General features: G+C 74.0%; 13 protein-coding genes. 8 read left to right on the top strand and 5 right to left on the bottom strand.

The window, feature by feature from the left end:
* The first annotated feature begins 37 nt into the window (after positions 1 to 37).
* Positions 38 to 889: a patatin-like phospholipase family protein gene (locus tag OG737_RS02825; RefSeq protein WP_328924540.1), complete on the top strand. Its 852-nt coding sequence runs from the start codon at positions 38 to 40 to the stop codon at positions 887 to 889.
* An 83-nt stretch (positions 890 to 972) separates the two neighbouring features.
* Positions 973 to 1,764 (top strand): fused MFS/spermidine synthase, encoded by a 792-nt coding sequence (locus OG737_RS02820; protein ID WP_328930191.1) that lies wholly within the window; start codon positions 973 to 975, stop codon positions 1,762 to 1,764.
* Here OG737_RS02820 and OG737_RS02815 read toward each other — a convergent pair.
* Positions 1,751 to 3,127 (bottom strand): MFS transporter, encoded by a 1,377-nt coding sequence (locus tag OG737_RS02815; RefSeq protein ID WP_328924539.1) that lies wholly within the window; start codon positions 3,125 to 3,127, stop codon positions 1,751 to 1,753. The genes OG737_RS02820 and OG737_RS02815 overlap by 14 nt on opposite strands.
* A gap of 70 nt (positions 3,128 to 3,197) precedes the next feature.
* Positions 3,198 to 4,226 carry a hypothetical protein gene (locus tag OG737_RS02810; protein WP_328924538.1) on the bottom strand — a complete coding sequence of 343 codons (1,029 nt, stop codon included), beginning with the start codon at positions 4,224 to 4,226 and terminating at the stop codon, positions 3,198 to 3,200.
* Between the two features lie 96 nt (positions 4,227 to 4,322).
* On the opposite strand from OG737_RS02810, the gene OG737_RS02805 reads away from it, so the two are divergent.
* The 4 genes from OG737_RS02805 to OG737_RS02790 all read left to right on the top strand — a co-directional run bounded on the left by OG737_RS02805 (position 4,323) and on the right by OG737_RS02790 (position 8,535).
* Complete coding sequence (locus OG737_RS02805; RefSeq protein ID WP_078904414.1) at positions 4,323 to 4,775, top strand: DUF4442 domain-containing protein; 453 nt, start codon at positions 4,323 to 4,325, stop codon at positions 4,773 to 4,775.
* 192 nt (positions 4,776 to 4,967) lie between these two features.
* Positions 4,968 to 5,168 (top strand): type II toxin-antitoxin system VapB family antitoxin, encoded by a 201-nt coding sequence (locus tag OG737_RS02800; RefSeq protein ID WP_328930190.1) that lies wholly within the window; start codon positions 4,968 to 4,970, stop codon positions 5,166 to 5,168.
* Between the two features lie 141 nt (positions 5,169 to 5,309).
* The gene (locus tag OG737_RS02795) at positions 5,310 to 7,814 is read left to right on the top strand and encodes a glycoside hydrolase family 3 C-terminal domain-containing protein (protein ID WP_328924537.1); all 2,505 of its coding nucleotides are present in this window, start codon (positions 5,310 to 5,312) and stop codon (positions 7,812 to 7,814) included.
* A 58-nt stretch (positions 7,815 to 7,872) separates the two neighbouring features.
* The gene (locus OG737_RS02790; RefSeq protein ID WP_328924536.1) at positions 7,873 to 8,535 is read left to right on the top strand and encodes a DedA family protein; all 663 of its coding nucleotides are present in this window, start codon (positions 7,873 to 7,875) and stop codon (positions 8,533 to 8,535) included.
* Between the two features lie 31 nt (positions 8,536 to 8,566).
* On the opposite strand, the gene OG737_RS02785 is transcribed toward OG737_RS02790, so the two are convergent.
* Complete coding sequence (locus OG737_RS02785) at positions 8,567 to 9,118, bottom strand: gamma carbonic anhydrase family protein (RefSeq protein ID WP_328924535.1); 552 nt, start codon at positions 9,116 to 9,118, stop codon at positions 8,567 to 8,569.
* Positions 9,119 to 9,249: 131 nt separating this feature from the next.
* Between OG737_RS02785 and OG737_RS02780 the strand changes: the two genes are divergently transcribed.
* Positions 9,250 to 10,011 (top strand): acyltransferase, encoded by a 762-nt coding sequence (locus tag OG737_RS02780; protein WP_328924534.1) that lies wholly within the window; start codon positions 9,250 to 9,252, stop codon positions 10,009 to 10,011.
* A 13-nt stretch (positions 10,012 to 10,024) separates the two neighbouring features.
* Here OG737_RS02780 and OG737_RS02775 read toward each other — a convergent pair whose 3' ends face one another.
* Positions 10,025 to 10,891, bottom strand: a complete 867-nt coding sequence (locus tag OG737_RS02775) for an EamA family transporter (protein WP_328924533.1) — start codon at positions 10,889 to 10,891, stop codon at positions 10,025 to 10,027.
* A 98-nt stretch (positions 10,892 to 10,989) separates the two neighbouring features.
* Entirely contained in the window at positions 10,990 to 11,412 is a 423-nt protein-coding gene (locus OG737_RS02770) for a CoA-binding protein (RefSeq protein WP_328924532.1), read from the bottom strand.
* 98 nt (positions 11,413 to 11,510) lie between these two features.
* On the opposite strand from OG737_RS02770, the gene OG737_RS02765 reads away from it, so the two are divergent.
* Complete coding sequence (locus OG737_RS02765; protein ID WP_328924531.1) at positions 11,511 to 12,140, top strand: YigZ family protein; 630 nt, start codon at positions 11,511 to 11,513, stop codon at positions 12,138 to 12,140.
* Positions 12,141 to 12,162: the final 22 nt, after the last annotated feature.

The following is a 12,162-nucleotide window of genomic DNA, read 5'->3' as shown; positions in this document are numbered from 1 at the left end:
GCCGTCACCACAGGCATGCGAGGAGGGGTGGGCGTACATGGGCGGCGACACGGCACTGGTGCTCGGCGGTGGCGGACTGACCGGCATCGGCTGGGAGTGCGGAATCCTGTACGGGCTCGCCCGCGCGGGAGTGGACCTCGCCAACGCCGACCTCGTCGTCGGTACCTCGGCGGGTTCGGTGGTCGGCGCCCAGCTCACCTCCGGGCTGCTCACCGCGCAGGAGCTGTACGAGCGCCAGCTCGGCGACGCCGCCGGGGAGATCGCGGCGAAGCTGGGGGCCGGGCTGATCGCACGGTACGCCGTCGCGATGGCGCGCTCGCGCCGCGACGCGACGGCCTACCGGCAGCGGGTCGGAGCCATGGCACTGGCCGCCGACACCGGGGCGGAGGCCGAGCGGCGCGAGGTGCTCGCGTCCCGGCTGGTCTCGCACGAGTGGCCCGCCGACCGGCGGCTCGTCGTCACCGCGGTGGACGCGCTGAGCGGTGAGCCCGCCGACTTCGACCGGGAGAGCGGGGCCGGGCTGGTCGACGCGGTCTCGGCGAGCTGCGCCGTGCCCGGGGTGTGGCCGCCGGTGACCGTCGGCGGGCGCCGCTTCATCGACGGAGGCGTCCGTTCCGCCACCAACGCCGACCTGGCCGCCGGCTACCGGCGCGTGGTGGTCATCGCCCCGATCGCGCTCGGCTCCGGGCTCGTCCCCTCGCCGTCCGCACAGGCCGCGCGGCTGCGCGAGGCGGGCGCCCGAGTGCTGTTGATCACCCCGTCGGCGGCGGCCCGCAAAGCCTTCGGGCGCAACGTACTCGACCCGGCGCGGCGGGATCCGGCCGCGCGGGCGGGCCTGGTGCAGGCCGAGGAGCACGCCGCCCACGCGGCGGCCGTCTGGTCGGGCTGAGCCGGGACCGGACCGACAATGGACGGGTGAACGACGAACAGATCCCGGTGATCCGGGACGTGGGCCAGGGCACCGCCAAGCTGATGCCGGACGTGGACCGGGAGCGGGCCTGGCTGCTGACCGTCGACGGGGCGCCGCAGTCGTATGTGGACCTGGACGATCCGCGGCACCTGGAGTTCGAGTACGTACGCCGCTTCGGGCACGTCCTGGACTGCGCGGCGGAGCCGGGGCTCGCGCTGGACCTCCTGCACCTGGGCGGGGGCGCCCTGACCCTGCCGCGCTACGCCGCGGCGACCCGGGCGGGCTCCCGGCAGACGGTCGTCGAGTTCGACGCGGGGCTGGTGGACCTGGTCGCCGAACACCTGCCGCTGCCCGCGGGGGCCGGAGTCACGGTGCACGCCGCCGACGCCCGGGCCTGGCTGGAGGCCGCGCCCGCGGGGAGTGCGGACATGGTGGTGGCAGACGTCTTCGGCGGTTCGCGGGTGCCGGCGCAGCTGACGTCCGTGGAGTACGCGCGGGAGGCGGCGCGGGTGCTGAGGCCCGGCGGGCTGTACGCGGCGAACCTCGCCGACGGGGCGCCGTTCGGCTTCCTGCGGGCGCAGCTCGCGAACTTCGCGTCGGTGTTCGGCGAACTCGCGCTGATCGCCGAGCCGGCGGTGCTGCGGGGGCGGCGGTTCGGGAACGCGGTGCTGCTCGCCTCCGACGCTCCGCTGGAGGTGGCCGCGCTGGCCCGGCGGTGCGCCTCCGACGCGTTTCCCGCGAGGGTGGAGTCCGGGGACTCGCTGGCACGGTTCATGCGGGGGGCCGTGCCGGTGACCGACGCGGACGCCGCGCCGTCCCCGGCTCCGCCGGAGGGCGCATTCAGCCTGGGGTGAGCGGTCGGCTGTCGCTCCGCTCCGCGGGGTCGGAGGCGGCCGGCCCGGAGGCGGCCGGCCCGGAGGCGGCCGGGGCGGTGGCGGCCGGGGCGGTGGCGGCAGCGACCGGTGCGGCCGGGGGCCTGCGGGTCAGGTGGCGGACGTCCGGGATCAGCAGGACCAGGGCCGTGGCCAGGACGACCAGGGCCGCGCAGCCCCACAGGGCCTGGGTGCGGCCGAAGGCCGTTTCGGCCGGGCCCGCGAGGGCGGTGGCCAGGGGGAGCATCGACACCGAGCCGAACCAGTCGTAGGCGGAGACCCGGGAGAACTTCTCCTCGGGGATCTCCTGGTGCATCGTGGTCATCCAGTTCACACCGAACACCTCGATGGCCGTGCCGCTCACGAACATCACCGCGCACAGGGCCCACACCGGCAGCGGTACGGCCAGCCCCGCCGACGGCAGCGCGAGCGGGAACACGCACAGGGTGCCGACCAGCAGCAGCCGGCGCGGCTTCCACACCATCATCAGGACGGCGCCCGCGATGGTGCCCGCGCCGAAGCAGGCCAGGGCCAGCCCCCAGGGCGCCGGGCCGCCCAGCCGGTCGCGGGCGACCAGCGGACCGTAGACCGCCTCCGCGGCCCCGACGACGGCGACCACGACGGAGAACTGGAGCACGATGCTCCACAGCCAGGGCCGGGTCCTGACCTCCACCCAGCCCTCGCGCAGGTCGGCCAGGAGGCCGCCGCCGGGAGCCCGTTCGGCGATGTGGCCGACGTCGAGGAAGGCCCGCAGGGCGCCCGCGATCGCGAAGGCCGCGGCGTCCACGGCCAGTACCCAGCCGGGTCCGAACGCGGCGATCATCGCTCCGCCGAGGGCCGCTCCGCCGATGCCCGCGCCGTTCATCGCCATGCGGAAGAGCGCGAAGGCGCGGTTGGCGTGCTCACCGGAGACGGTGGACAGCAGCATGCCCTCGGCCGCCGGGTTGAAGAAGGCCGTACCGGTGCCGCACAGAGCGGTCAGCAGCATCATCTGCCACAGCTGGGGGTCACCGGCGAGGACGAGCACGGCGAAGGCCGCTTGGGAGAGGCAGTTGAGGGCATTGGCCGCGACCATCACGTGGTGGCGCGGCAGCCGGTCGGCGAGTGCGCCGCCGATGAGCAGGAAGAGGACGAGCGGCAGCGTTCGGGCGGCCGCGACCAGACCGACGTCGGCGCCCGATCCGCCGGCCTCCAGAACCGCGAACGCGGCAGCGATGAGCGCTCCGTGGCTGCCGAGGTTGGTGACGACCGCCGCGCCCGTCAGCAGGGTGTAGTTGCGGCCGGCCCAAGCGGGCGTGCGGCGGCGGGCGGGCGTACGGGAGGAATCGGCGGGGGGAGAGCTCACCCCCGGACTATCCCCGCCCCGGGCCGAGAATCCAAACGGATTGTCGGCCCGGGGCGGAGGGGAAAGGAGATCAGCCCGCGGACAGGCGGACCGTGCTGAGGATCTTCTCCTGCGTCTCCTTGCTGACCTCGTCCGGGACGCCCGCGGCGCTGTAGAGGATCCAGCTGGCGAAGTCACCCTTGGCGTTCTTGAAGCTGAAGGCGATCGACTTGCCGTCGGAGGAGCACTTGTTCTCCTTCGGCAGGCCGCTCACGGTCGCGGTCGCCATGTGGCCCTTCAGGCCCGAGGAGGTGGTGTACTCCTTCGGCTCGGAGATCTTGGTGGTGCCCTGCGGCCCCTTCTGCCCGTATCCGGCGAACGCCCAGTTTCCGGCCTCGATCGTCACGGCCCCGGCGGTGTCCTTGGCGCCCTGGCCGCCCTTGGTGCCGGTGCCGGCCAGCGACTTCGTCTCCTCGCTGCCGTTCTTGTCGGAGTCGACCTTGCACCAGTCCTGCTTGAGGTAGGCGGGCCCGGACATCATCACGACCGAGGAGCCGTCGTTCTTCACCTCGTCCTCGAAGCCGATGGCCATGCCGGCGCCCAGCACGTTCCACTCCGGTGGGACGTCGAAGGCGGTGCCGTGCTTGGGGTTGACGACGACCTTCCAGCCCGGGATCACGGGCTTGATGTCGCCGCCGGCGCGCGGGTTCGCGCTGCTGCCGGCCGGGGCGGGCGCGGAGGACGCCGGAGCCGAGGAGGCGGCCGGCGGCTTGTCGTTGGCCTCGTCCGTCTTCTTGTCGTCCCGGGTCAGGACGAAGGCGCCGGTCGCGGCGGCCGCCACGACGACCGCGGCGGCCGCGACGATGGCCACGGTCTTGGTCTGGTAGGGGCTCCCGCCGCCAGGCCGCTGGGGCTGTTGGGGCTGCAGGGGCTGCAGGGGCTGTTGGGGCTGGCCCCACGGCTGGGTGGGCGGGGGCGTCTGGTAGCCCGGCTGCGGGTACCCGTAACCCGGCTGCTGCTGGTACGGGTTCGGTTGCCCCGGCTGCTGCTGGTACGGATTCTGTTGCGCGTCCTGGGGGTTCTGCTCGCCCCCGGGCGGCTGCTGCTGTCCTGGCCACATGGCCGGTAACGATAGTAGGAGCGGAGGCCCGGAGCGACGGCCGCCCCCGGAACGGCTCTGGCCAAGGACACCTACTCGCGGGTAACATCGCGTTCCATGAGCGCAGATCAGATGAACGTGGGCGAACTGCTCGCCGCGACGGTGCCGATGGCCCGGACCCTGAACCTCCAGTTCCTGGAGACCACTCCGGAGCGCGCGGTCGTCCGCCTCCCGGACCAGCCCGACTTCCACAACCACGTCGGCGGCCCGCACGCCGGCGCCATGTTCACCCTCGCCGAGTCCGCGAGCGGCGCGATCGTCCTGGCGGCCTTCGGCGACCAGCTCTCGCGCGCCGTGCCCCTCGCGGTGAAGGCCGAGATCGGCTACAAGAAGCTCGCCAAGGGCGTCGTGACCGCCACCGCCACCCTCGGGCGCCCGGCGGCGGAGGTCGTGGCCGAACTCGACGCGGGCGGCCGCCCCGAGTTCCCGGTCACCATCGCCATCCAGCGCGAGGACGAGGCCGTGACGGGCGAGATGACGGTCGTCTGGACCCTGCGTCCCAACGCCTAGGAGTCGGGCGACAAGGCCCCCGCCCCCGGAGGGCGGGGGCCTTCGCCGTGCCGGTCGGCCACGGTGCCGGCGGCCCTGTCCGCCGGATCCGGACCCGGGGCGGCAGCAACCGGCGACGGACGGGGCCAGAACCCCGGAAACCGTGGCCGTGCGACGGCTAGAGTCCCTCGCACGACGATGGAGGGGGTACCCGTGGCCAAGGTCAACATCAGCCTCGACGCCGAGCTCGTGGTGGAAGTGATGGTGCTCGCCGGGGTCGGATCGCCGCAGGACGCGGTGGAGGCCGTCGTACGGGACTACATCGCGCGCGGGCACCGCACCGAGGCCCGGGTGCAGCTCGAAGGCGAGCCCCGGCGGGACGTCGACAGCGTGTCCCGGCCGCCGCAGGGCTGAACCTCGGCGCCGAGATGGCGCGTCTGAGGCTGCCCCGGGAGGCAGCGGCGCACAGTGTGCGGGGGAGCGGTCGGCGCGGACCGCTCCCGCCGACCTCCCCCAGACTCCGTCCGGGGGTGCCCCCAGCCTGCAGGGAGCGCCATGAGCGAGGCCGTGTCCCGACGTTCCGCGATCCGGCTGCTCGGAGCGGTGGGCGCGGCCCTCGGAGCGGGCGGCTGCGCCGCGACCGTGCCGCCGGGCGCGGGACTCCGCGCGGCGTCCGCCCCCGCCCCCGGGGCCCCCGCCGAGCCCGCGAACGCCGCCCGGGTCGACAGCCTGATCGAACGGCTCACCCTCGACGAGAAGACCGCCCTGCTGCACGGCGGCCGCGACCCGGCCTCCCTCGGCCAGTCCGGCTACCTGCCGGGCGTCCCGCGCCTCGGCATCCCCGCGCTGCGCCTCGCCGACGGGCCCGTCGGCGTACGGGTCACACGGCCCGCCACCGCGCTGCCCGCGCCGGTCCTGCTCGCCTCCGCCTTCGACCCCGCGCTGGCTCGCGAGTACGGCCGCGTCATCGGCCGTGAGGGCCGCGCGCTCGGCCAGGACGTCCTCCTGTCACCCAGGGCCAACCTCATCCGCACCCCGTACGCGGGCCGGAACTTCGAGGCCTTCGCCGAGGAACCGCGCCTCACCGCCGACCTCGTCGGCGAGATGGTCCGCGGGATCCAGGACGAGGGGCTCATCGCCGCCGTCAAGCACTTCGCCCTGGGCAACCAGGAGCACGGCCGCGACACCGTCGACGCGGTCGTCGCCGAGCAGACCCTGCACGAGACCGAGCTGCGGGGCTTCGAGGCCGCCGTGGCCGCCGGCGCCGGCGCCGTGATGGGCGCCCGCAACAAGGTCAACGGCGTCTACGCCTGCGAGAGCAAGCCGCTGCTCGACGAAGTGCTGCGCGGGAGCTGGGGGTTCGACGGCTGGGTGATGTCCGACGGGGACGCCGCCCACAGCACCGTTGCCGCCGTCGGCGCCGGACTCGACATGGAGATGCCCGGCGGCACCCACTTCGGCGGCCCGCTGCGCGAGGCGGTGCGCGGCGGCTCCGTCCCCGAGAGCGCCGTCGACCTCGCCGTGCGCCGGATCCTGACCACCATGGACCGCTTCGGGCTGCTCGCGGCCCGGCCCGCCGCGCGCCCCTCGCGGGATGCGGCCGCCGGGGCGCGGCTCGCCCGCAAGGTGGCCACCGCCGGGGCGGTGCTGCTGCGCAACGAGCACGGCACCCTGCCGCTGACGGGCGCCGCCGCCCGCTCGATCGCGGTCATCGGCCCCACCGGCCAGGTGCCCTTCGTCAGTGGCGGCGGCAGCGCCCACGTCGTCCCCGACGGGGCCGCCGCGCCGCTCACGGCCATCCGCCGCCGCGCCGGGAACGGCTCCACCGTGCGCTACGCCCTCGGCGAGGACCTGTACGGGAGCCCCCTGCCGCCGACCCTGCTGACGCCCCCCGCCGACCTGGACGACCGGGCCGTGGACGCAGGGCGCGACTGGAGCCACGAGGGGGAGTTCCGGCTCGCGGCGGACGACGAGTGGACCGTGGTCGTCCACTACACCGGCGAGCGGCCGGGCGTGCGCCTGGACGGGGAGGAGCTGTTCCCCGTACGGCAGGGCGCGGCCGAGCACTACGCGGGCGGACTGCTCGGCTCGGCACCCGACGGGATGACCGTCCGCCGCCGCACGCTCTCCCTCAAGGCGGGCACCCACCGGCTCTCCGTGACCGCTCGGGGCGGGGACAAGGGCCGGCGCTTCCGGCTGCGGCACATCACGAAGGCGGGCCGGGCCGCGGACCTCGCCGAGGCGGTGAACACCGCGAAGGCGGCCCGCAGCGTGGTCCTGTTCGCCTACGAGGACGCCACCGAGGGCAGCGACCGGACCACCCTGGCGCTCCCGGGCGGACAGGACGCGCTGATCGAGGCGGTCACCGCCGCCAACCCCCGCACCACCGTCGTGCTCAATACCTCCGGCGGAACGGCCATGCCCTGGCTCTCCCGTACCGGGGCGGTCCTGCAGATGTACTACCCGGGGCAGGAGGGCGCGGGCGCCACCGCCGACATCCTCTTCGGGGACGTGGACCCGGGCGGTCGGCTCACCCAGACCTTCCCGGCGGACGAGCAGGCGACACCGGTGGCCGGGGACCCGCTGCGCTACCCGGGCGTCGGCGGCCGCCAGGAGTACACCGAGGGCGTCCACGTCGGCCACCGCTGGTACGACGCGCAGCACGTGGCTCCGCTGTTCCCGTTCGGGCACGGGCTCTCGTACACGACCTGGCAGTACGAGCAGCTGACCGTGCGGCCGGAGCGCGGGGGTCTGCGCGTGGAGTTCACCGTCCGCAACACGGGCCGCCGCAAGGGCACCGAGGTGGCCCAGGTGTACGTCGGCCCGTCCGCGGAGATCACGCTCGACCAGCCGGTGCGCGCGCTGGCCGGCTACCGGCGGCTCACCCTCGCGCCGGGCGAGGCCCAGCGGGTCACCGTCGACATCGATGCCCGGGCGCTGTCGTCCTGGGACCCGGAGCAGCACGGCTGGGTGCTGGGTCCCGGCCGCCGGGAAGTGTTCGCGGGCCGTTCCTCGCGGGAACTCCCACTGAGGTCAAAGGCGGAAGTGAGGAGCCGATAGGCTGCCCGTTCGGCGTGTCACAGGGGGCGCGCCGGGGACGACACGGGAGGACGTACCGGTGCACATCCAGGAATGGCTGGAGACGATTCCGGCGGTCAGCATCTATCTCCTGGTGGGTCTGGTCATCGGGCTGGAAAGCCTCGGCATCCCACTGCCGGGCGAGATCATCCTGGTCAGCTCTGCGCTGCTGGCCTCGCAGCACGGTGAGATCGACCCCGTCGTGCTGGGTATCTGCGCGACCACCGGGGCGATCGTGGGCGACTCGATCGGCTACGCGATCGGGCGCAGGGGCGGCAAACCGCTGCTGGAGAAGCTGGGCAGGCGCTTCCCCAAGCACTTCGGGCCGGAGCACGTGGCCGTGGCGGAACGCTCCTTCGAGCGCTGGGGCATGTGGGCCGTCTTCTTCGGGCGGTTCGTGGCGCTGCTGCGGATCTTCGCGGGGCCGCTCGCGGGCGTGCTGCGCATGCCGTACTGGCGGTTCCTGATCGCGAACATCCTCGGCGGGATCCTCTGGGCGGGCGGCACCACGGCCGTCATCTACTCGGTCGGGATCGTCGCCGAGCCGTGGCTGAAGCGGTTCTCGTGGCTGGCTCTGGGCCTCGCCGTGCTGTTCGGGATCGCGGTGACAGTGGTGGTGCGCAGCCGTATGAAGAAGGCGGCCGCGGCCGCCGCGGCGGCCGCCCCGGTGGAGCCGGCCGCCCCGGTGGCCGTCGCCGAATAGCCCGCCCGCCCCGGACCCGGCCTGACCCGGCCTAGAGGTCCGGGGTCACCGAGGCGCGGTGCTGCTCGGCCAGTTCCACGTACATGGCGGCGTTGACCGTGATGCCCTCGCGCTCCTCCTTGGTCAGCTCGCGCCGCACCTTGGCCGGGATGCCCGCGACCAGGGAGCCGGGCGGGACGACCATGCCCTGCGGGACCAGTGCCTGGGCGGCCACCAGCGAGCCGGCTCCGATCACCGCGCCGTTCAGGACGGTCGCGCCCATGCCGATCAGGCAGTCGTCCTCGACGGTGCAGCCGTGCACGACGGCGTTGTGGCCGATGGAGACGCGCTCGCCGATCGAGACCGGGAAGCCGGGGTCCACGTGGACCGTGCAGTTGTCCTGCACGTTGCTGTCGGCACCGAGCGTGATCGGACCGCAGTCGGCGCGCAGCACCGCCGAGTACCAGATGCTCGCGCCGGCGGCCAGGGTGACGTCGCCGACCACGACGGAGGTGGGTGCGGTGAAGGCCGTCGGGTCCACGGACGGCTGCTTGCCGCCCACGCCCGCGATGAGTGCCTGCCCCTGCGTCGACTGCTGCGTCATGATCATTCCCTCTGTTTCCGGATGCCGCGCTACCGGCACCGTAGGGCACGGGCCGGGCCCGCCCGGAGATGGGGTGAAGATCACAGGATCGCGGCCGGGCCGACCGGAGCCCGGCGCACTACCGTGGCCGGGTGCCGAAGAACCAGAACACGTTCTCATCTCTGACGGTCCTGCGCCGCCGGCTGGCGAGCCGCGCGGTCCACGCGGGCTGGCGCTGGATGCAGCGGGCCGGTGCGGTCACCGCGCAGACTCCGGGACGGCTGCGGTTCGGCGCGATCGGCCACGGCACCCGGCTCGCCTTCCCGCAGGGCACGGTCTTCGGCGAACCCTGGATCCGGCTCGGCGACTACTGCATCATCGGCGAGCAGGTCACCCTCACCGCCGGGATGATGCCGGACCTCGACCTCGGTACGGAGCCGATGCTGGTCCTCGGCAACGGGGTGGTCATCGGCCGCGACAGCCACGTCATCGCCGACGCCCGGATCACCATCGGGGACGACACCTTCTGCGGCCCCGGCGTGTACATCACGTCCACGAACCACAGCTACGACGACCCGCACCAGCCCGTCGGCAAACAGTGGCCGCGCAGCGCGCCGGTCGAGATCGGTCCCGGCTGCTGGCTCGGTACGGGTGCGGTCGTCCTGCCGGGCGCACGGCTGGGCCGCAACGTCGTGGTGGCCGCGGGGGCCGTCGTACGGGGCGAGGTGCCCGACCACGCCGTGGTGGCCGGGGCGCCCGCGCGCGTCGTGCGGCGCTGGGAGCCGGAGACCGGCTGGCAGCCGCCGCTGCGCACTCCGGCGCCCGTACCGATCCCCGACGGGATGACCCCGGAGCAGCTGCGCGGGCTGGCGGAGCTGGCTGAGGCGGAGCTGGCCGAGGCGGAGCAGTCCTGAACCTTCCGGGCTCTCAGCCCGCCGCCAGCAGGACCGTGCCCGCCAGGGCCAGGCCGGCGCCCGCCGCCTGGATGGGGCGCAGGCGCTCCTTCAGTACGGCGAAGGCCGCGAGCGCGGTGATCAACGGGTACAGCGAGGACAGTACGGCGGCCGTGGTGACCGGACCGCTCTGGGCGGCCGCGGAGTAGGTGCCGTTCGCCGCGACGTCGGCGAGGCCGACGAAGGCCAGTGCGGGCAGCAGCCCCCACAGGATCCGCGGGCCGGTGCCCGCCGGGAGCGCCGGGGTGCCGCGCCGGGTCCGGACCCACAGGGCGCCGCCGCCCACCGCGACATTGGTGACCCGCTGCACGAACAGCGCCAGGAACAGCCCGGTCAGGGTGGTGGAGGCCTGTGCGATCAGGGCCATCACCGCGCCGAAGCCGAAGGCGGCTACCAGGGTGAGAACGACGGCCTGGCGCTGGACGGGCGCACCGCGCAGCTCCGGGCCGCCCGGGAGGACGATGCCGACGACGGCCACCGCGATGCCCGCGAACTGGCCGAGGCCGGGCCGCTCGCCGAGGATCAGTCCGGCGGCGACCGGCACGACGACCCCGAGGGAGCCGAGCGGTGAGACCACGCTCATCGGGCCGAGGGCCAGTGCCTTGTAGAAGCTGAGCATGGCGACCGGCCCGACCAGGCCGGCGCCGACGGCGAACCACAGCTGCGGCCCGGCCTCCCGCCACGCGCCGGTGCCGAGCACGACCGCGCCGAGCACGACGACGGCGACGACCTGCGAGACGACGACCACCGTCAGCGCAGGTATCCGGCGGGTCACCAAACCGCCCCCGAAGTCGGCGAGGCCCCACAGCACGGCTGTGGCCAGGGCGAAGAGGGCGGTCATGGGCAGGCCTCGCAGTACGGTGCGGTGAAGGGCGGGGGTGCGGACAAAAGAACCCCAGCACCCCCACCGAGGTCAAACCGGCCGTCGCGGGCCAGGCGCTACTTCGACGGCAGGGGCTGGAGCGCGGGGATCTCGATCGCCGGGCAGCGGTCCATCACCATGGCCAGCCCGGCCTCGCGGGTGCGGTCGAAGGCGGCCTCGTCGACCACGCCGAGCTGGAACCAGACGGCCTCGGCGCCGACGGCCGCCGCCTGGTCCGCGACCGGCCCCGCCAGCGCGCTGTTCACGAAGACGTCCACCACGTCCACCTTGAAGGGGATCGCCTCCAGCGAGGGGTACCCGGCCTCGCCGTGCACCGTCTCCGCCTTGGGATGTACGGGGATCACGCGCTTGCCGAACCGCTGGAGGACCCGGGCCACCCCGTAGGCCGCCCGGTCCTGGTTGTTCGAGAGGCCCACCACGGCCCAGGTGTCGCCCAGTTCGGTGAGGATCTTGCGGATGGTCGCCTGATCGCCGTACACGTGTGCCGCCTCCTGCTGCTCTGGAACCGCTCTTCGGCGTCGTGCCGCTGACGGATCAACGACGAGGACACCTGTCCGATTCCCCTTAGGGTGGAGCGGTGAAGGCAGACCAGTACGTGACGGTGTCCCGCGAGGGTGTGCACGAATCCGAGATCAACCGCTCGCGCTTCCTCTGCTCGCTCGCGCCCGCCGCGACCGAGCAGGAGGCGCAGGAGTTCGTCGCACGGATCCGCAAGGAACACCCGACCGCCACGCACAACTGCTTCGCGTACGTCATCGGAGCCGACGCCTCCGTCCAGAAGGCCAGCGACGACGGCGAGCCCGGCGGCACCGCCGGGGTGCCCATGCTGCAGATGCTCATGCGCCGGGACATCCGGTACGCCGTCGCCGTCGTCACCCGCTACTACGGCGGGGTGAAACTCGGCGCCGGCGGGCTGATCCGGGCCTACGGGGGAGTCGTCGGCGAGGCCCTCGACGAGCTCGGCACCGTCACCCGGCGCCGGTACCGGCTGGCCACCGTCACCGTCGACCACCAGCGCGCCGGCAAGATGCAGAACGACCTGCGTTCCACCGGCCGCCTGGTACTGGACGTGCGCTACGGGGAGGCCGTCTCGATCGAGATCGGGCTCCCCGAGGCGGACGCCCCGGCCTTCCGCGCCTGGCTCGCCGACATCAGCGCGGGGACCGCGGGCTTCGAGCTCGGCGGCGAGGCCTACGGCGAAGCCTGAGCCGGACGGGCACGGAGGTTTC

The organism is Streptomyces sp. NBC_00122, assembly GCF_045160845.1.
Classification (GTDB): Bacteria; Actinomycetota; Actinomycetes; order Streptomycetales; family Streptomycetaceae; genus Streptomyces.
The sequence above is the reverse complement of the archived record's forward strand: the minus strand, read 5'-3'. Positions and strand labels throughout refer to the sequence as shown.